Genomic DNA, 18,788 nt, shown 5'->3' with positions numbered 1-18,788 from the left:
ATGGTCGAAGATGTTGAACTGAATCGCCTCTACTGGCACAGCCGCCGCGGCATGCTTGAGCTGGACGTATTGCTGGTGCCGTTCGTGAAAGAGGTCTATCCCCATCTCAATGAAGTGGACCGTGCGTGCTATGTCCGCCTGCTCGAATGTGAGGATCAGGACATGTTCGGCTGGTTCATGGAGCGCAGCGAATCCGAAGACCCTGAGTTGCAGCGCATGGTCCGGATGATCCTGGACCGTGTCCAACCCAAGTAATCGCTTCGAATGCCGCTGGCAGGCCTCCGGGCAGTTGCTGGCGGCCTACCTGCTGGCTCAGGTGTTCGCCCTGGGTTCGTTGTTCCTGTTGTCGGTACCGTCCTGGTGCGCAGCGCTGGGTGTCATCCTGTGCCTGGCCCATGGCGCCTGGGTAATCCCCCGACAGGTAGTGCTGACCCATCGCCGGGCCTTTTGCGGGTTGCGTCGCAATGCCGCTGGCTGGCAGCTCTGGAGCCGGGCCGATGGCTGGCAGGCTGTGCAGCTACGCCCTGATAGCCTGGCGTTGCCGCTGATCATCGTGTTGCGTTTTCGCTTGCAGGGCGAGCGGCGGGTCCGCTCGCTGTGCGTGCCCCTCGACGCGCTGGCGCCGGATGTCCACCGGCGCCTGCGGGTGCGGCTCAGGTTCAGTCGCCGTAGGTGGGCGGCACCAGGATAGTGTCCAGTGCCTCGGGCAGCAGGTTCGGGTAGTCGAGGGTGTAATGCAGCCCCCGGCTTTCCTTGCGCTCCATGGCCGAGCGAATCATCAGTTCGGCCACCTGGGCCAGGTTGCGCAGCTCGATCAGGTCGCGGCTGACTTTATAGTTGCTGTAGAACTCATCGATCTCATCCAGCAGCAAGCGCACCCGGTGTTGTGCCCGTTGCAGGCGCTTGTTGGTGCGCACGATGCCCACGTAGTCCCACATGAAGCGCCGCAGTTCGTCCCAGTTGTGGGCGATGATCACGTCTTCGTCCGAGTCGGTGACCTGGCTGGCGTCCCACGAGGGCAGGGCGGTCGGAATGGCGATCTGTGGCAATTGCTCAAGGATGTCTGCCGCCGCCGAGCGGGCGTAGACGAAACATTCCAGCAGCGAGTTGCTGGCCATGCGGTTGGCGCCGTGCAGGCCGGTGAAGCTGGTTTCGCCGATGGCATACAGGCCCGGCACGTCGGTGCGGCCCTGTTGGTCGACCATTACGCCACCGCAGGTGTAGTGCGCCGCCGGCACCACCGGGATCGGTTGCTTGGTGATGTCGATGGAAAATTCCAGGCAGCGCTCGTACACCGTCGGGAAGTGGCTCTTGATGAACGCTTCGGGCTTGTGGCTGATGTCCAGGTAGACGCAATCGATACCCAGGCGCTTCATTTCATGGTCGATGGCCCGGGCGACGATGTCACGCGGCGCCAGTTCGGCGCGCGGATCGAAGCGCTGCATGAAACGTTCGCCGTTGGGGAGCTTCAAGTGAGCCCCTTCGCCACGCAGGGCCTCGGTCACCAGGAAGCTCTTGGCCAGCGGGTGATAGAGGCAGGTGGGGTGGAACTGGTTGAACTCCAGGTTCGCCACCCGGCAACCCGAACGCCAGGCCATGGCAATGCCGTCGCCGCAGGCGCCGTCGGGGTTGCTGGTATACAGATAGACTTTCGCCGCGCCACCGGAAGCCAGGACGACGAAGCGCGCACCATAGGTGTCGACTTCGCCGGTACCACGATTGAGCACGTAGGCGCCGAGGCAGCGATCACCGTCCAGGCCCAGGCGTTTTTCGGTGATCAGGTCGACCGCGACGCGTTGTTCCAGCAATTCGATGTTCGGCCGTAGTCGCGCTTGGGCGAGCAGGGTCTTGAAGATTGCCGCACCTGTGGCGTCGGCCGCGTGGATGATGCGCCGATGGCTGTGGCCGCCTTCGCGGGTCAGGTGGAACTCGAAACCACCGTCTTCGGTGCCCGATTGTTCGTCACGGGTAAACGGCACGCCCTGGTCGATCAGCCACTGGATGGCTTCCTTGCTGTGTTCGACGGTGAAGCGCACCGCTTGCGGATTGCAAAGGCCTCCGCCGGCGTTGAGTGTATCGTCGACGTGGGATTCAATGGTGTCGGTATCGTCCAGCACAGCGGCGACGCCGCCCTGGGCCCAGAAGGTCGAGCCGTTGGCCAGGTCGCCCTTGCTCAGTACTGCGATGCGCAAATGCGCAGGCAAGGTTAGCGCCAGGCTCAATCCGGCGGCTCCGCTGCCGATTACCAGAACATCGTGTTGAAACTGTTGGCTCATTCGAATGGTTTCCGCTCAAGGCGACCCGGGTCGGGGTTGGCGCCAGACACCGCTTCAACGGGTCGGGCAGCCACGCAGCCCACTAGTATATAGAGGGGGGGATCGGCACAATAGCCGGGCATTCATGGCAATGTGAAACCAGCGTGACAGAAAAGCGACACACTTCGTCGGATCGCCGGTTTGGCTTTGAGTCGACAAAGACGGCCGTTTCGAGGACAGAGCGCTGTTTATCACGTCATGGTTGCCCATTATTCTATCTACAGCGCTATAAATAGCGGGAACTTTTGCCAAGCGCCTACGTTCAATAGACGGTTGTCTGCAAAAGGGAGCAGCGTCGGGTTGGTGCAAGATTTCGATTGAAATCTCTGCCGACAGACCCGATGACAGATTATTCGCGCAGCCGGGGAATCTCCTGCTGCGTTTTTCGTGCGTGCCGAGATCAGAGCACGCCGGAAACTTGCTTGGAAGGGGGAGAACTTTTGCGAAAAGCCCGAGTCTATGTTTGCAAGCCCGGTCATTTAGTAATGCAAGCCTCCTTCGAGCTTATCGAGGAGTGTTCATGCTAACCCAGGAAGAGGATCAGCAGCTGGTCGAGCGCGTCCAACGCGGCGACAAGCGAGCTTTCGATCTGCTAGTGCTGAAATACCAGCACAAAATTCTCGGGTTGATCGTGCGTTTCGTGCACGACACCCATGAAGCGCAGGATGTCGCTCAGGAAGCCTTCATCAAGGCCTACCGCGCACTTGGTAATTTCCGCGGGGACAGCGCGTTTTATACGTGGCTTTACCGCATCGCCATTAACACGGCGAAAAACTATCTGGTTTCACGCGGCCGCCGGCCGCCGGATAGCGATGTAAGTTCTGAAGATGCCGAGTTCTACGATGGCGATCATGGCCTCAAGGATCTCGAATCACCGGAACGTGCGTTGCTGCGGGATGAGATCGAAGGCACCGTCCATCGAACCATCCAGCAACTGCCTGAAGATTTGCGTACGGCTTTAACTTTACGTGAGTTCGACGGTCTGAGTTACGAAGACATTGCGAGCGTCATGCAATGTCCTGTGGGCACCGTGCGCTCCCGGATTTTCCGCGCTCGGGAGGCCATCGATAAAGCCCTGCAGCCTTTGTTGCAGGAAAACTAGAGACAGCGGCGACAGCCAAGAGAGGAACGCCATGAGTCGTGAAGCCCTGCAGGAATCGCTGTCCGCAGTTATGGACAACGAAGCGGACGAACTTGAATTGCGTCGGGTATTGAATGCCTTCGACGATGTTGAAACACGTGAGACCTGGGCTCGTTACCAGATCGCCCGGGCTGTCATGCACAAGGACTTGCTGCTTCCACGCCTGGACATCGCCGCGGCCGTTTCTGCTGCATTGGCTGACGAAGCCGTACCGGCTAAAGCTTCACGCGGACCATGGCGCAGCCTGGGCCGTCTGGCGGTAGCCGCGTCGGTCACCGTTGCCGTACTGGCCGGTGTACGCCTGTATAACCAGGATGAGATTGCCGGCGTGCAAATGGCGCAGCAGTCCAACCAGCCTGGCTTGGTTGCTCCACAGGTCAAGGGCCCAGCGGTATTGGCCGGTTACAGCGAAGGTTCGGAAGCCGCAGGCCCGATGGTCAACGGTGTTCTGCAAGGCCAGCCTGGCTGGCATGATCAGCGTCTGCCCAACTACCTGCGTCAGCATGCCCAGCAAGCTGCCCTGAAAGGTACCGAAAGCGCGCTGCCTTACGCCCGTGCCGCCAGCCTGGAAAACCGTTAATAAGGAAAGCCATTGCGCGCCATACCTCTATTCACGCTTCTGCTTGGTGGCTGGTGTGCGATGCCAGCCCATGCCGATGAGGCTCAGGACTGGTTGAACCGCCTGAGTCAAGCCGAGCAACAGCAGAGCTTCCAGGGCACTTTCGTTTACGAGCGCAACGGTAGCTTTTCTACCCATAACATCTGGCATCGCGTCCAGGATGGCAAGGTCCGCGAGCGGTTACTCCAGCTCGACGGCTCGGCACAGGAAGTCCTGCGCATTGATGGGCATACTCAATGCGTCAGCGGCTCCTTGATCGCGGGGCTGGGCAATACGCCGGACAGCACTTCACGTGCGCTCGATCCGCAAAAACTCAAGAATTGGTATGACCTTGCCGTCATTGGCAAGTCGCGTGTGGCTGGGCGTCAAGCGGTCATCGTGGCATTGACGCCCAAGGATCAGCATCGCTATGGCTTTGAACTGCACCTGGATAAAGAGACCGGCCTGCCGCTCAAGTCTTTGTTGCTCAATGACAAGGGCCAATTGCTCGAACGCTTCCAGTTCACTCGCTTGAACGTCACCGCTCCCACGGATAGTGACCTTCAGGCCAGTGCCGAATGCAAGGCTGTCGCGCAGGATCCCGGAAAGGCCGTCGCGGCGAAAACCGCCTGGCACTCGGACTGGTTGCCACCCGGCTTTGAACTGACCAGCAGTGCCGCGCGCAAGGACCCAGACACCCAGGTCCAGGTCAACAGCTTGATGTATGACGATGGTCTGGCGCGCTTCTCGGTGTTCCTGGAGCCGTTGAACGGTGCCAACGCCGCCGATACCCGTACTCAGCTTGGCCCGACGGCTGCCGTCTCCCGCAGGCTCACGACGCCCCAGGGCGAAATGATGGTCACGGTGGTCGGTGAGATTCCTATCGGTACGGCGGAACGGATCGCGCTTTCCATGCGCTCCGACGTCACCGCGACTCAATAGTCGGCTGACAGCACGGGTGGTTCGATTGCGCGAGAGGCTGATGACGCCAGGGCTTGATCGAAATGCCGAAACTTCCTGTCAGCATTTTCATTTGCAAAAACCCAGCTTTTTTTCTATAGGTCAGAGCCGCTCGGCCCTGGCCTTGTCTGTTCCCGGAACAAAAATACCGGCGTATCTTTCCCCTGGTATTCCTTGCTCCATATCGCTTAACCATGCTCGTCGTAACGGGAGCCGTATGTCGATACCACGCTTGAAAACCTATCTCTCCATTTTTGCCACCGTGCTTGTGCTCGGCCAGGCCGTTCCTGCTCTGGCGGTCGAATTGCCTGATTTCACGCAACTGGTCGAGCAGGCTTCACCCGCCGTGGTGAACATCAGCACGACCCAGAAGCTGCCGGATCGCCGTGTATCAGACCAGCAGATGCCGGATCTGGAAGGCCTGCCGCCGATGCTGCGGGAGTTCTTCGAGCGTGGCATGCCACAACAGCCTCGTTCGCCCGGCGGTGGCCGCCAGCGCGAAGCGCAATCCTTGGGGTCGGGCTTCATCATTTCGCCTGATGGCTACATCCTGACCAACAACCATGTGATCGCCGATGCCGACGAAATCCTGGTACGCCTGGCCGACCGCAGCGAGCTCAAGGCCAAGCTGGTCGGCACCGACCCACGTTCCGACGTGGCGCTGTTGAAAATCGAGGGCAAGGACCTGCCAGTGCTCAAGCTGGGCAAATCCCAGGACCTGAAGGCCGGCCAATGGGTCGTGGCCATCGGTTCGCCGTTCGGCTTCGACCATACCGTGACCCAGGGCATCGTCAGCGCCATCGGTCGCAGCCTGCCGAACGAAAACTACGTGCCGTTCATCCAGACCGACGTGCCGATCAACCCGGGTAACTCCGGTGGCCCGCTGTTCAACCTCGACGGTGAAGTGGTGGGCATCAACTCCCAGATCTATACCCGTTCGGGCGGCTTCATGGGCGTGTCCTTCGCGATTCCGATCGACGTTGCCATGGACGTGTCCAACCAACTGAAAAGCGAAGGCAAGGTCAGCCGTGGCTGGTTGGGCGTAGTGATCCAGGAAGTGAACAAGGACCTGGCCGAGTCGTTCGGGCTGGAAAAACCCGCCGGTGCGCTGGTGGCACAGATCCAGGAAGGTGGCCCGGCTGCCAAGGGCGGCCTGCAAGTGGGTGACGTGATTCTGAGCATGAATGGCCAGCCGATTGTCATGTCCGCCGACCTGCCGCACCTGGTGGGTGCCCTCAAGGCTGGTGCGAAGGCCAATCTGGAAGTGATCCGCGAAGGCAAGCGCAAGAACGTCGAGCTGACTGTCGGCGCCATTCCTGAAGAGGGCAAGGAGCTGGATTCGCTGCCCAAGTCCGGTGTCGAGCGCAGCAGTAACCGTCTGGGCGTGGCCGTGGCCGAACTGACCGAAGAGCAGAAGCGTACCCTGGAGCTCCAGGGCGGTGTGGTGATCAAGGAAGTGCAGGACGGTCCTGCCGCGCTGATCGGTCTCCAGCCGGGCGACATCATCACGCACCTGAACAACCAGGCTATCGGTTCGGCCAAGGAGTTCACCGACATTGCCAAGGCATTGCCGAAGAATCGTTCGGTGTCGATGCGGGTCCTGCGTCAGGGGCGTGCGAGCTTCATCACCTTCAAGCTGGCCGAATGATCGGTTAGCCGCTGAAAAAAAACCGCCTCGAAAGAGGCGGTTTTTTTATGCCTGGCGAATGCTCAGCCCATCATGTCCTTGACCATGCGTTCCTGCTCCATGAGCTCCCGTTGGCGGGCATCGATGCGCGACGACAGGGGGAAGTTGGTGCCGGCGCGCCGTTTGGCGAAGTCCAGTTGCTGAATGGCCTGACGGTAGTCGCCCACCAGGGCGAAGTACTCGGCACGGGCTTGGTGCAGGCCAATGATATTGCCTGACAGGCCACGGGTCTCGGCCACCATGTACCAGACGTCCGGGTCGTCCGGGCGCGACTTGAGCAAAGTTTCCAGGGCCTTCTCGGCATCGGCGGGGCGGTTCTGCTTGAGCAGCAGGTCGACGCGTACCTGGTTGAGCGGATAGTTGCCCGGGTACTGGCTCAGCATCCGGTCGACGCGCGATTGCGCGTCGGCCAGTTTGTTGCTGGTGATGTCCAGGTCCACCTGGGCCAGGTTGTAGATGATTTCGTTGGGCGATTTGGCCAGCAACGGCTTGAGGTTCTCCCGTGCTTCATTCAACTGACCGCCCTTGATCTGTGCGATCGCCAGGCCATAGCGGGCCACGTCGTTCTTCGGGTTCTCATCCAGCTGTGCCCGGAAGCGCTTGGCGCCCAGGCCCGGGGTTTCTTCGTAGGTCAACTGGACCCGCGCGCGAATCAGTTGATAGCGCACGCTGTCCTCGATGCCGCCCGGCTTGGCCTGTTCGGCGCGGTTGCGGGTGTCGGCGATCCGGGATTCGGTCACCGGGTGCGTCAGCAGAAATTCCGGGGGCTTGGCGTCGAATCGATACTGGCGCATCAGGCGCTCGAACATGGTTGGCATGGACCGTGGGTCGTAGCCGGCCTTTTCCAGGTTCTGAATGCCGATGCGGTCGGCTTCCTGTTCATTCTGGCGCGAGAAGCGCCGTTGCTCCTGGATGGCGGCGGCCTGGGTCCCGGCGATGGCCGCGATCCCGGCGTCACCGCCACCGGCGGCGGCAATCACGATGCCAGCCAGTAGCGCGGCCATCATCGGCACTTGCATGCGCTGCTGGGCCTCGACGCCGCGGGCGAAGTGGCGTTGTGACAAGTGCGCCAGTTCGTGGGCCATGACCGAGGCATATTCGCCTTCGGTCTGAGCGTTGAGGAACAGGCCGCCGTTGACCCCGACAATGCCGCCCGGTGCGGCGAAGGCGTTGAGTTGCGGGCTATTGATCAGGATGAATTCCAGACGCCGGTCATTGACCTGGCTGGTCTCCACCAACTTGTAGACACTGGTCTCGACGTAGTCTTTGAGCTGTGGATCGTTGAGCTGTGAAACCTGGCTGCGCAGCAGGGCCAGCCAGGCGCGACCCAGTTGGTGCTCCTGTTCTGGCGAGACGATGGCAGAACTGGCATCGCCAAGTGACGGCAAGTCGTCGGCGAAGCCCGGTGAGGCAAGCAGGCAAGCGAGCGTCAGCAGGGTGGGGCGCAGAAATGTCATGCACGAGGCCTTAGTTGACAAAGACCCTACTGTAGCCGGACACCGGGCCCGGGACCAGATATTCTAGGCCGCTCAACGACCTGCTGCGGAGCGAACCCATGACTGATGCTGTAGCCCACGATGCCGAACTGGACGCCAGCGGCCTGAACTGTCCGTTGCCGTTGCTCAAGGCCAAGCTGGAACTCAACCGCCTGGCCAGCGGCAGTGTGCTCAAGGTGATCGCCACGGATGCGGGCTCGCAACGGGACTTTCGCACCTTCGCCCGATTGGCCGGTCATACGCTGCTGCGTGAAGAAGACGAAAACGGCGTCTACCGTTACTGGCTGAAAAAGGCCTGAAAAAACCGACAGCGTCTCTTAAGGATTTTTAATGTTCAAAGTGTTACGCGACTGGATTCAGCGCTACTTCTCCGATGAAGAGGCGGTGGTCCTGGCAGTGCTGCTGTTCCTGGCCTTTACCGCCGTGCTTACCTTGGGCGGCATGCTGGCGCCGGTGCTGGCGGGAATGGTGCTGGCGTACCTGATGCAGGGGCTGGTCACGACGCTGGAGCGTCTGCGGCTGCCCGGCACCGCGGCAGTGGGGCTGGTGTTCGCCCTGTTCATGGGGGTGCTGGTGGTGTTCATCGTGGTGATTGTGCCGCTGCTCTGGCACCAGTTGGTGACCTTGTTCAACGAATTGCCAGGGATGCTCGCCAAATGGCAGTCCCTGCTATTGCTGCTGCCTGAGCGTTATCCGCACTTGGTCTCCGATGAGCAGGTGTTGCAGACCATCGAAGTGGTGCGCGGCGAGATTGGCAAGTTCGGCCAATGGGCGCTGACGTTTTCGCTGTCCAGCCTGCCGCTGCTGGTCAACATCATGATCTACCTGGTGCTGGTGCCGATCCTGGTGTTCTTCTTCCTCAAGGATCGGGAAATGATCGGACGTTGGGTGCGTGGCTACCTGCCGCGTGAGCGGGCGCTGATCACCCGGGTGGCCCAGGAGATGAATCGGCAGATCGCCAATTACATTCGCGGAAAAGTCATCGAGATTTTCATCTGCGGCGCCGTGACCTATATCGGTTTCGTGACCATGGGGCTCAATTACGCGGCCCTGCTGGCGCTGCTGGTGGGCATTTCGGTGGTGGTGCCTTACGTCGGCACCGTGGTGGTGACCGTGCCGGTGGCCTTGATTGCGCTGTTCCAGTGGGGCTGGAGCGATCAGTTCATCTACCTGATGGCGGTCTACGGGATCATCCAGACCCTGGACGGCAACGTGCTGGTCCCGCTGCTGTTCTCCGAGGCGGTGAACCTGCACCCGGTGGCGATCATCTGCGCGGTGCTGCTGTTTGGCGGGTTGTGGGGATTCTGGGGCGTGTTCTTCGCGATTCCCCTGGCGACGCTGTTCAAGGCCGTGCTGGATGCGTGGCCGAGCAAGGAGCCGGTTGTAGCGCCGTTGTTGTAGCGTGAGTAATGGGGTGAGGCTTATGGCCCCATCGCGAGCAAGCTCGGCTCCCACAGGGGATTTATTAACGCCACAAATCCAGTGTGGGAGCCGAGCTTGCTCGCGATAGCGCCAGTACAGGCCGCGAAAATTTCAGCCCTTGTTCAGCGCCTGAGCCGCCGCCAACACCGCATCCACATGCCCCGGCACCTTCACGCCACGCCATTCCTGGCGCAGCACACCGTCCTTGTCGATCAGGAACGTGCTGCGATCAACGCCCAGGTATTCCTTGCCATAGAGCTTCTTCAGCTTGATCACGTCGAACAGCTGGCAGACCGCCTCGTCTTTGTCGCTGATCAGTTCGAACGGGAATTCCTGCTTGCACTTGAAGTTCTCGTGGGACTTGAGGCTGTCCCGGGAGACGCCGAACACTTCAGTGTTGGCGGCCTGGAATTGTGTGTACTGGTCGCGGAAACCCTGGCCTTCGGTGGTGCAGCCGGGGGTACTGTCCTTGGGGTAGAAGTAGATCACCACCTGCTTGCCCTTGAGGGCGGCGAGGCTGATGGTCTGCCCGCTGGTGGCGGGCGCTTGGAAATCGGTAACCGGCTGGTCGACGGCAACGGCCATGAACGCTTCCTTACATTGGGTTTTGTGGGCGCCACGGTTCGATCAGCGCATCCAGGTTCATCGCATCGGCGAAGTCCAGGAACTGATCGCGCAGCCAACTGATCTGGGTGCCGGCGGGCAGGGTCACGGTGAACGTGGCGTTGAGCATGGTGCCGCCGGTCTGCGGAGCCTGGTAGGTGTCGCAGGTCAGGTTTTCCAGCTCGACGTGGTGGTCCATGAAGAACTGGCACAGCTCGTTGATGATGTCCGGACGGTAGGCTGAGCTCACATAGGCCACATAGGGCAGGGCCTGGGGACGGTTCTCCAGGGCTGCGCTGCGTACCACGTTGACGGTAAAGGCATGCTTCTTGGCCAGCACCGGCAGGCTGCCTTCCAAGCGTGCCAGGGCGTCCCAGCTGCCGGAGATCTCGAGCACGAGTGCACTGCATTCGCCATGACGGGTCAGGCGTGAGGTCACGACGGCGCAGCGATTCTCATGGCTGGCGCGGCACAGGACGTTAGTCAGCTCCATGGGGTTGGCGCCAAGGGCACTGATAACAAGGAATTGTTCGCGGACTGTGGGGGTGGACATGCAGCATTCCTAAAGCGATGAGCGGTCGGTACCTTTGCCGCTCGACACAGCGCCAGGCCCGGAAAAAACCAACGGCTCAAGCCTTGTACCCGGGGTTGCGCTGCATTCCGCGACAGCAGGAATGCACCAGGATAAACCCGGGATCGGGGCTTGTGGCGTCGAAAACGGAGGCTGGAAACCGGCGTATGAGCTTGTCGGTACCGATCAAAGCCTGAAGGGTAGCGAAAACCATCGCCCAGGGGAATGGTAGTTCGCTTGTACAAGCATCTTGGCGCCAGTACCATTACCGCTCTCTTTTTCCGGCAGGAGCGGTTTCATGATTGCGGGCAGTATGGTGGCACTGGTCACACCCATGGATGCACAAGGGCATCTTGACTGGGCCAGCCTCAGCAAACTCGTGGACTTCCACCTTGAGAACGGCACCCATGCCATTGTCGCCGTCGGTACCACCGGCGAGTCGGCAACCCTCGACGTCAATGAGCACATCGAAGTCATCCGTGCCGTGGTCAAGCAGGTCAACGGTCGCATCCCCGTCATCGCCGGTACTGGCGCCAACTCGACCCGCGAAGCCGTCGAGCTGACCCGCAACGCCAAGGAAGCCGGTGCCGACGCCTGCCTGCTGGTCGTCCCGTACTACAACAAGCCAACTCAGGAAGGCTTGTACCAGCACTTCAAACACATTGCCGAAGCCGTCGACATCCCGCAGATTCTTTATAACGTTCCCGGCCGTACCTCCTGCGACATGCAGGCCGAGACCGTGATCCGCCTGTCCACCGTGCCGAATATCATCGGCATCAAGGAAGCCACCGGCGACATGAAGCGCGCCAAGGCCATCCTCGATGGCGTGAGCAAGGACTTCATCGTGCTGTCCGGCGATGATCCGACAGCGGTCGAGCTGATCCTCCTGGGTGGCAAGGGCAACATCTCCGTCACTGCCAACGTCGCCCCGCGCGAAATGGCCGACCTTTGCGAGGCTGCGCTCAAGGGCGACGCCGAGACTGCACGGGCCATCAACGAAAAACTGATGCCGTTGCACAAGGATCTGTTCATCGAGGCCAACCCGATTCCGGTGAAGTGGGCCTTGGTTGAAATGGGCCTGATGCACGAAGGCATCCGCTTGCCACTGACCTGGCTGAGCACCTCCTGTCACGAACCGCTGCGGCAGGCCCTGCGCCAGTCCGGCGTCCTGGTTTAATTGAGGAAGTACAACGCATGAAGCGAATGGCCGGACTTTCCGCACTTGCCTTGATTATCTCCAGCACCAGCGGCTGTGGATGGATCTGGGGGCCGGAAGGTTACTTCCGCGATCGTGGTAGCGATTACCTGCAAGCGCAACAGACTGCACCGATGCAACTGCCGCAAGACGTCAACGTCGCCAAGCGCCTGGATCCGCTGCTGCCGATCCCGCGCAACGTAGCCGACGACAGCGTCAAGGGCGAATACGTCGTTCCACGTCCGCAGCCGCTGTCGGCCGTGGCCGATGCCAGCGACTACACCCTGCAGAAGAGTGGCGATTCCAGCTGGGTCATGGGCCAGCATCCACCGGCCGAAGTCTGGCCCGTGGCGATCCAGTTCTTCCAGGACAACGGTTTTCGCCTGGATGAACAGCGTCCGCAAACCGGCGAGTTCACCACCACCTGGCAGCGTTCCGATGAACTGTCCGCCGCCATGGCCAAGCGCCTGAGCGCCGCCGGTGTCGCAGCCGACAGCGAAACCCGCGTGCGGGTGCGCATCGAGCCGGGCGTGCAGCGCAACACCAGTGAAATCTACGTGGTCAGCGCCGAGCGTCCCGCCGGCAGCACCGCCGATGTGGCCTTCACCAACCGTTCGGTCAATACCGGCCTCGACGCTGCGCTGGTGGACGACATGCTTGCCAGCATGAGTCGTAACGCGGAGCAGGGCGGTTCGGTGTCGATGCTGGCTACCCGTGACTACGACACCCCGAGTCGCGTCAGCCTGAACGAAGACGGCAGCGGCAACCCGGTGCTCAACGTCGGCTCCGACCTGGACCGCGCCTGGTCGAGCGTTGGCCGTGCGCTGGAGCAGGGTGAGTGGCGCGTTGAAGACATCAACCGCAGCCTGGGCCTGTACTACATCAACCTCGCCGAGAAGGCCGAGAAGAAGGACGAGAAACCTGGCTTCTTCAGTGGCCTGTTCGGCAGCAAGCCGGACAAGGAAGAAGTCGAAGCCCGCGCCGAGCGTTATCAGGTTCGCCTGAGCAAGGTCGGCGACAACGTCCAGGTCACCGTCGAGAAGAACATCAACACCGTGGCGCCGGCCGATGTGGCCCGCAAGGTGTTGAGCGTGATTCAGGATAACCTGGGCTGATCCGATGCGTTTTGCCGTTCTCGGCAGCGGTAGCCAGGGCAACGGCACGCTGGTCGCCAGCGCTGGCACGTACGTGTTGGTCGATTGTGGTTTCTCCCTGCGGGAAACCGAGAAACGCCTGTTGCGCCTGGGTGTGCACCCGGCGCAACTGAGCGCGATACTCGTGACCCACGAACATGCCGACCACGTGCATGGCGTGGGTTTGCTGTCTCGGCGCTACAATCTGCCGGTGTACCTGAGCCATGGCACACTGCAAGGCCTGCGCAAGCCCATCGAGCCGGCCGGTTTCGTGGCCGGTGGCGAGCAACTGCGCATCGGTGACCTGGACATCAGCGTGGTCAGCGTGGCGCACGATGCCCGGGAACCGACGCAGTATGTGTTCAGCGATGGCGAGCGGCGCTTCGGGTTGCTCACCGACCTGGGGTCGTATTGCGACAGGGTGATGGACAGTTACCGGGACCTCGATGCGTTGATGATCGAGTCCAACCACTGCCGTGACATGCTGGCCCGTGGTTACTACCCGTACTTCCTCAAGCAGCGGGTAGGCGGGGAGCACGGACATTTGAACAACCACCAGGCCGCGTTCCTGGTGGCCGAGTTGGGCTGGCAAGGCCTGCAACACCTGGTCCTGGCCCATCTGAGCAGCAAGAACAACCTGCCGCAGCTGGCCCGGCAATGTTTCGTCGACACCCTCGGGTGCGACCCGGACTGGCTGCAACTGGCCGATCAAGATTCAGGGCTCGACTGGCGACATATCGCCTAGCCCACTACTTAGCAAGCGGAGCCCATCATGGAAAAACGTGAAGAACTCTACCGCGGCAAAGCCAAGTCGGTTTACAAGACCGACGACGCTGACCGCTTGATCCTGCTGTTTCGCAACGACACCTCGGCGTTCGACGGCAAGCGCATCGAACAGCTGGACCGCAAGGGCATGGTGAACAACAAGTTCAACGCCTTCATCATGCAAAAACTCGAAGCCGCCGGTGTGCCGACCCAGTTCGACAAGCTGCTGGGCGACAACGAATGCCTGGTCAAGAAGCTGGACATGATCCCGGTCGAATGCGTCGTGCGTAACTACGCTGCCGGCAGCCTGGTCAAGCGCCTGGGCGTGGAAGAGGGCATGAAGCTCAACCCTTACACCTTCGAGCTGTTCCTGAAGGACGACGCCAAGGGCGACCCGTTCATCAACGAATCCCACGTCGTGGCCTTCGGTTGGGGCACCGCCGAACAACTGGCGCGCATGAAGGAGTTGTCCCTCAAGGTCAACGAAGTACTGACCAAGCTGTTCGACGACGCCGGCCTGCTGCTGGTGGACTTCAAGCTTGAATTCGGCGTGTTCAGCGACGGCTCCATCGTCCTGGGCGACGAGTTCAGCCCGGACGGCTGCCGCCTGTGGGACAAGGACACCAAGAAGAAGATGGACAAGGACCGCTTCCGCCAAGGCCTCGGTGACGTCATCGAAGCCTACGAAGAAGTCGCCCAGCGTCTGGGTGTGCCGCTGTAATCGACGCAAGCATCTGATAGCACGGAAAAAATTTCGCTCGGGGGTTCGCTTCCGGCGAATGTGCTGGTATGATGCGCGCCACTGGAGAGATGCCGGAGTGGCCGAACGGGACGGATTCGAAATCCGTTGTACTGGCGACAGTACCTAGGGTTCAAATCCCTATCTCTCCGCCATATTCAGAAAACCCCTGTAATTCAATGAGTTGCAGGGGTTTTTCTTTTTTGGTTGCACTACTCAGTTGTACTACTCATCTTGGCAGGTCTTGCGAGATTTTCCCCAAGTACATGCGATTCAGCAGTACACCGCACGCCCGTAGCGAATTCTGAAGCTCCACGGTTCCCTCCAGCGCCTCTCGAACCCAGCACGCTGGGTAGTCTTTCTCCCTGTGCCTGAAGCCTTCGACCTTGCCTCCCCTGTTCTCATCTATGAATGAAATGGACGGATTGTGAACGATCAGTTGATGATGTTTGACCATGTTCATGAAGGCGTGCGTATACCCAAACCACTCTGAAGTGAGAGCGCCGCTCAGGCGATCTTTGAGTTCTCCAGTGGGAAGGGCGGCTTCCACATCTTGGATATAGAAATTGCGTTTCAGCGGCACTGGCACCACAAGGCCATTCAGCAACTGCCCAAAGCTGTCGTATGAATTGCGGGTGATTGCAATGCAGGCAATCAGGTTGGCCTCGCTGACTAGGCCAGCTTCATGAACTGTACTGTCCTCGTCATCGCATCCAAGTATTCGTTGGGCAAACTTTATTCCGTGAGGATCGTTTTCAGCGTTGAATGCGGTGAAGGCATCGCGAGCGAGGCACTTGTGGTATGTGAAGATATCGCGTGAGCGACCTAGGGAATTGATGATCTGAACAAGCCTTTTGCTTGTCTCTGGTTGGCGAATCTTAACCTGTGCCCTCAACGCTTCCAGGTTCCATGCTTCACTCATATTCACTTCCTTTTGCGTGGTAGTGATCCAGTTTAGCCTGAGTCGCTGCCCGGCAGACGTCTGTAATACGCTCGCTACGTTCCTGTCTGTCTTGGCTCTGCCGCTGTCTAAGGACTGGTACTCCGGCAATGATGGCGGGTTGCAATGCTTACGGCTAACCTGTGTGAACCACACAGGGACGTTCGCTATGAACACTCAGATCATGATTGCAGTGCTCATATTTAGCGTCGGGGGCGCCATCATGTCCTCGGCTCAAGCCTTAACGCAGGAGGAGGCTGATCGTGCTGTCAAGGCTATGAGCGAAAGGGATGCTCGCCAAGCGAGGGGGCAATCGACTCAACTTGAAGACTGCAAGCCCTACTCCTCAGCACGCACCAGTCTTTCAAAAGAATTCCTCGATTGTGTTTTTCGAAACAAGTCAATACTGAACGCGGAGCAGGCAGAGAAGCAAAGGGTGGAGACCGAGCAGGCGTTACAGGCAATGCGTCGGAACAGCCCTTCGCACTCCGGCTGGTCTTACCAACGGTGCGTTATAAAGAATGTACCGGACGGACAGAACGATTTTTCCGCTCGAACGATAGATCAGGACTGCCAGCAATATCCCTACTATGCAAAAAAGTTGGAGACCGATTTTTTCGGGTACAAAACCGCAGATGAATGCACGCTCGATGCTGGAAAAAAGACGGCCAGCCGAATTGCTTACATCCTGATCAAGCGTGCATGTGACGGTTTGTATCCGTAAGGTGCTTTTTGCACGGGGACGCGGGACAGACCATGATTATGAAGTGGGGCGATTACCAGTGAACTCAAAATCTTAGCCTGTCTCTCGTGGCCTGTTGCAGCGAATTCAAGTTATTCGAAACCAGGCAGACGCCAATCGTCGTCGCGAACTCCAAGAAGACTAAGCGTGACTGAAAGGTACAATTAGTATCGAAACAGGTCTTTAAAGCGGAGAGCATGAGTATTTTGCTTGGAGTTAGATAGCGTCAGTCATCTAGCTCAGGAAAAATGATTTTTCCTACAATCCAAGGCTGCACAATGTCGTTATGAGTTGTACGTAAAAACGATCCCCATTCTTTACGGTTGTGAGCGTCTGGTCCAATGATCGTCAGCAGTAGGTATGCATCTTTGAAATCATCATAGGCATAGATAAGCCAGAAGTCGTTGTCAGGGTCTTCCGTTAGGGCTGTGCGGTAGTACTGGCGGTCGATTTGGGCCCAGCGAGCTTGTGTCTCCGCAGTGCTCGCCAAATGAATGTGATATATATCGCTCAAATCGAGCTTTTCATCTCTGCCAAAGATGGTCGGAAGCTCGCCGCACACTTTGTAGTTATAAAAGTGTGCGGCAATATTTTTCCAGTTCTGTGTTTCTTCAAAAAGTGCGGAAATTTTAACGGCTGGCATCCAGGCCTACTTTGTAATAGGAAGCTTGCCAGTGATTACAAATTTATCGAACACTTTCTGACCATCACGTGCAGCTTGTCGAACGTCAAGAAATGTCAGCTCTTCGTGAGTGACTTTTCTGCGCGCTTTCTCGACTTTTTTTGTGGTAGCCATCGGAGCCTCCGAGGTGTGTGTATTCATGCTGATCAGCTTATGTGATTAATCGAGTCCGGGCAAACCGGAGGGTTTCGGTGTCATCGAACCATGCCGTTTCGACGAAATGGGCCCCGTGAGAGAGGCCCTTTGAGCTACGCCGGTTCTGCATCCAACCGCCGGGCTATGACGTCGAGTACGTCGCAGCCATCCCTCAAGGAGATGCAGCATAGTTGTGCAAAGTCCTGAAGGACCACTGAATCACTTGGAATGTCCCCTCGCATGGCGAGGTTCTCTAAAAGCTGGGTGACCGCGCGGATTCTATAGCCCGCCGTGTCGAGCAGGATGTGCAAAGGTGCGGAGGTATCGACGAAGAGAGGTTGATCGTCGGCATTGCTGGTAAGAGCCATGTATCTATTCATTTTTTAAATTCCATTTGATTGAGGACCTTCTTAGTCGTCGCCAAACGAATAAGGTGGTAGCTGTACGCGGGTTGGCGAACCGGACAAATAGAAAAACCGGCAGATCCGAAGATCTCCCACGCACAGCTACCGAAAAGCAGCATATTGCGCACGGTAGCGTTCCGCAATCCGTGAGAGGTTCCTGCATATTTGTCATGGGTCGCCAAACCCAAGCCGCTCTTACGAACGACACTTGGACTATAGAGCCCTTCTGGAGAAATCATCAATCAACTGATGAGTCAGAAAACTCTCTAAATTATGTGGGCGGGAAATGTCAGAAAATTCCCCGCAGCTATTGCCTCCCCGCCTTTTTTATCCCGCCCAACCCCTCCGCGACCTGCATAACCCCGGTGTCTGCCAGACCGAAAGCTTTGTAACAATTAGACTAATGGTCTATAGCTCAAGACATGGCTGCCGATAGGTCAGTCAATCCCCCATGAAAGGAGTGACACCCCATGCCACGGTTTTTTGCCGATCTGGGCTTTCGTTGGAAAATCACTCTCCCGATTACATTCCTGGCTGTGCTGCTGGTGCTGATGGGATGGACGGGCATGCGCGGCATCGGTCAGGTGACTGAATCGAGCACGCAGTTGACCAAACGTTATCTGCCGGCCATCAGCCTGTTGCTCAATGCCGATCGCGATCTTTATCAGGCTTTCGTCGCCGAGCGCAGCCTGCTTGACGGTCATGCGGATGAGCATATTCAAGCGTTGGGCGCCAGTCATGGCGAGAATGCGAAGCAGGCGTATGACCGCGTGCAGCAATATGCCGCGATGCAGCCCGGTGCCGAGGCGCAGGCGTTGGTCAGCCAATTCAATGACAGCTTTGGGAAATGGATGCAGGTTTCGCGGCGGGTCCTCGAACAGTCTGTAGGCGATCCGCAGGGCGCCAGCGCCTTGAGCTTTGGTGACAGTGAGCGTCTGTTCGAAACCATGCGCGACTCCATCGACAAGCTGGGTGAGCTGGAAGACGCGGCGTCACATCGCGAAGGCGATGCGGCGATTGAAAACGGCGAGGCAGTCGGCGTGCAACAGGGCGCAATTCTGCTGGTTGGGCTGCTCGGTTGTATCCTGGTGCTTGTTGTTCTGCCGCTCGTGGTGCTGAGTCCTATGCGTCGACTGCTGCACCGCGTCGAGCAGATTGCCGAGGGAGGGGGCGATCTGAAAGGGCGTCTCGAGGTACGCTCGGCCGACGAGTTGGGCCAGCTCGGCAGTGCCTTCAATCGTTTTCTCGACAAGCTGCAGC

Annotated in this window: 20 protein-coding genes, 1 tRNA gene and 1 pseudogene; 15 read left to right on the top strand and 7 right to left on the bottom strand. The window is 59.0% G+C overall.

Annotated elements, in window-relative coordinates:
• Entirely contained in the window at positions 1–255 is a 255-nt protein-coding gene (locus tag AC3A5O_RS10945) for an FAD assembly factor SdhE (protein WP_003184348.1), read from the top strand.
• Positions 239–691, top strand: coding sequence for a protein YgfX (locus AC3A5O_RS10940; protein ID WP_487753177.1), 453 nt, complete (start codon positions 239–241; stop codon positions 689–691). Before AC3A5O_RS10945 ends, AC3A5O_RS10940 begins: the two co-directional genes overlap by 17 nt.
• Here AC3A5O_RS10940 and nadB read toward each other — a convergent pair.
• Positions 660–2,276: an L-aspartate oxidase gene (gene nadB, locus AC3A5O_RS10935; RefSeq protein WP_487753176.1), complete on the bottom strand. Its 1,617-nt coding sequence runs from the start codon at positions 2,274–2,276 to the stop codon at positions 660–662. The genes AC3A5O_RS10940 and nadB overlap by 32 nt on opposite strands.
• Before the next feature lie 559 nt (positions 2,277–2,835).
• On the opposite strand from nadB, the gene rpoE reads away from it, so the two are divergent.
• The 4 genes from rpoE to AC3A5O_RS10915 all read left to right on the top strand — a co-directional run bounded on the left by rpoE (position 2,836) and on the right by AC3A5O_RS10915 (position 6,662).
• Positions 2,836–3,417: an RNA polymerase sigma factor RpoE/AlgU gene (gene rpoE / locus AC3A5O_RS10930; RefSeq protein ID WP_003172477.1), complete on the top strand. Its 582-nt coding sequence runs from the start codon at positions 2,836–2,838 to the stop codon at positions 3,415–3,417.
• A gap of 31 nt (positions 3,418–3,448) precedes the next feature.
• Positions 3,449–4,036, top strand: coding sequence for a sigma-E factor negative regulatory protein (locus AC3A5O_RS10925; RefSeq protein WP_122566072.1), 588 nt, complete (start codon positions 3,449–3,451; stop codon positions 4,034–4,036).
• A gap of 12 nt (positions 4,037–4,048) precedes the next feature.
• On the top strand, positions 4,049–4,996 hold the full coding sequence (locus tag AC3A5O_RS10920; protein ID WP_122566073.1) for a MucB/RseB C-terminal domain-containing protein: 948 nt from the start codon (positions 4,049–4,051) through the stop codon (positions 4,994–4,996).
• Positions 4,997–5,231: 235 nt separating this feature from the next.
• A complete protein-coding gene (locus AC3A5O_RS10915; RefSeq protein WP_305470127.1) occupies positions 5,232–6,662 on the top strand; it encodes a DegQ family serine endoprotease in 1,431 nt (476 codons plus the stop codon).
• A gap of 62 nt (positions 6,663–6,724) precedes the next feature.
• Here the strand turns inward: AC3A5O_RS10915 and AC3A5O_RS10910 are convergent, their stop codons facing one another.
• Positions 6,725–8,158 (bottom strand): M48 family metalloprotease, encoded by a 1,434-nt coding sequence (locus AC3A5O_RS10910; RefSeq protein ID WP_122566076.1) that lies wholly within the window; start codon positions 8,156–8,158, stop codon positions 6,725–6,727.
• 98 nt (positions 8,159–8,256) lie between these two features.
• Here AC3A5O_RS10910 and AC3A5O_RS10905 point away from each other — a divergent pair, with 98 nt between their 5' ends.
• Both AC3A5O_RS10905 and AC3A5O_RS10900 read left to right on the top strand, forming a co-directional pair.
• On the top strand, positions 8,257–8,496 hold the full coding sequence (locus AC3A5O_RS10905) for a sulfurtransferase TusA family protein (RefSeq protein WP_053120054.1): 240 nt from the start codon (positions 8,257–8,259) through the stop codon (positions 8,494–8,496).
• Between the two features lie 31 nt (positions 8,497–8,527).
• Positions 8,528–9,598 (top strand): AI-2E family transporter, encoded by a 1,071-nt coding sequence (locus AC3A5O_RS10900; protein ID WP_122566077.1) that lies wholly within the window; start codon positions 8,528–8,530, stop codon positions 9,596–9,598.
• Between the two features lie 132 nt (positions 9,599–9,730).
• On the opposite strand, the gene AC3A5O_RS10895 is transcribed toward AC3A5O_RS10900, so the two are convergent.
• Together AC3A5O_RS10895 and AC3A5O_RS10890 are read right to left on the bottom strand one after the other, a co-directional pair.
• Positions 9,731–10,204 (bottom strand): peroxiredoxin, encoded by a 474-nt coding sequence (locus AC3A5O_RS10895; RefSeq protein ID WP_122566078.1) that lies wholly within the window; start codon positions 10,202–10,204, stop codon positions 9,731–9,733.
• Between the two features lie 10 nt (positions 10,205–10,214).
• Complete coding sequence (locus tag AC3A5O_RS10890; RefSeq protein ID WP_003184325.1) at positions 10,215–10,775, bottom strand: glycine cleavage system transcriptional repressor; 561 nt, start codon at positions 10,773–10,775, stop codon at positions 10,215–10,217.
• Positions 10,776–11,091: 316 nt separating this feature from the next.
• Here AC3A5O_RS10890 and dapA point away from each other — a divergent pair, with 316 nt between their 5' ends.
• The 5 genes from dapA (at position 11,092) to AC3A5O_RS10865 (ending at position 14,780) form a co-directional block, all read left to right on the top strand.
• Entirely contained in the window at positions 11,092–11,970 is an 879-nt protein-coding gene (dapA, locus tag AC3A5O_RS10885; protein ID WP_122566079.1) for a 4-hydroxy-tetrahydrodipicolinate synthase, read from the top strand.
• Between the two features lie 17 nt (positions 11,971–11,987).
• Positions 11,988–13,103: an NlpB/DapX family lipoprotein gene (gene bamC / locus AC3A5O_RS10880; RefSeq protein WP_122566080.1), complete on the top strand. Its 1,116-nt coding sequence runs from the start codon at positions 11,988–11,990 to the stop codon at positions 13,101–13,103.
• A gap of 4 nt (positions 13,104–13,107) precedes the next feature.
• Positions 13,108–13,866, top strand: a complete 759-nt coding sequence (locus AC3A5O_RS10875; protein ID WP_122566081.1) for an MBL fold metallo-hydrolase — start codon at positions 13,108–13,110, stop codon at positions 13,864–13,866.
• A gap of 27 nt (positions 13,867–13,893) precedes the next feature.
• The gene (gene purC, locus AC3A5O_RS10870; protein WP_025212375.1) at positions 13,894–14,607 is read left to right on the top strand and encodes a phosphoribosylaminoimidazolesuccinocarboxamide synthase; all 714 of its coding nucleotides are present in this window, start codon (positions 13,894–13,896) and stop codon (positions 14,605–14,607) included.
• An 83-nt stretch (positions 14,608–14,690) separates the two neighbouring features.
• Positions 14,691–14,780: transfer RNA gene (locus AC3A5O_RS10865), tRNA-Ser, on the top strand.
• Between the two features lie 74 nt (positions 14,781–14,854).
• On the opposite strand, the gene AC3A5O_RS10860 is transcribed toward AC3A5O_RS10865, so the two are convergent.
• Entirely contained in the window at positions 14,855–15,547 is a 693-nt protein-coding gene (locus tag AC3A5O_RS10860) for a hypothetical protein (RefSeq protein ID WP_305470136.1), read from the bottom strand.
• A 187-nt stretch (positions 15,548–15,734) separates the two neighbouring features.
• Between AC3A5O_RS10860 and AC3A5O_RS10855 the strand changes: the two genes are divergently transcribed.
• Entirely contained in the window at positions 15,735–16,289 is a 555-nt protein-coding gene (locus AC3A5O_RS10855) for a hypothetical protein (RefSeq protein ID WP_487753175.1), read from the top strand.
• A 244-nt stretch (positions 16,290–16,533) separates the two neighbouring features.
• Here the strand turns inward: AC3A5O_RS10855 and AC3A5O_RS10850 are convergent, their stop codons facing one another.
• Together AC3A5O_RS10850 and AC3A5O_RS10845 are read right to left on the bottom strand one after the other, a co-directional pair.
• A complete protein-coding gene (locus AC3A5O_RS10850; protein WP_305470140.1) occupies positions 16,534–16,950 on the bottom strand; it encodes a type II toxin-antitoxin system YafO family toxin in 417 nt (138 codons plus the stop codon).
• A gap of 287 nt (positions 16,951–17,237) precedes the next feature.
• Positions 17,238–17,504, bottom strand: coding sequence for a hypothetical protein (locus AC3A5O_RS10845; RefSeq protein ID WP_041475780.1), 267 nt, complete (start codon positions 17,502–17,504; stop codon positions 17,238–17,240).
• A gap of 494 nt (positions 17,505–17,998) precedes the next feature.
• Between AC3A5O_RS10845 and AC3A5O_RS10840 the strand changes: the two are divergent.
• Positions 17,999–18,775 (top strand): annotated as a pseudogene (locus AC3A5O_RS10840) (MCP four helix bundle domain-containing protein); the annotation flags it as partial.
• Positions 18,776–18,788 lie beyond the last annotated feature (13 nt).

The organism is Pseudomonas sp. Soil_N_39 (assembly GCF_057655955.1).
The sequence above is the reverse complement of the archived record's forward strand: the minus strand, read 5'-3'. Positions and strand labels throughout refer to the sequence as shown.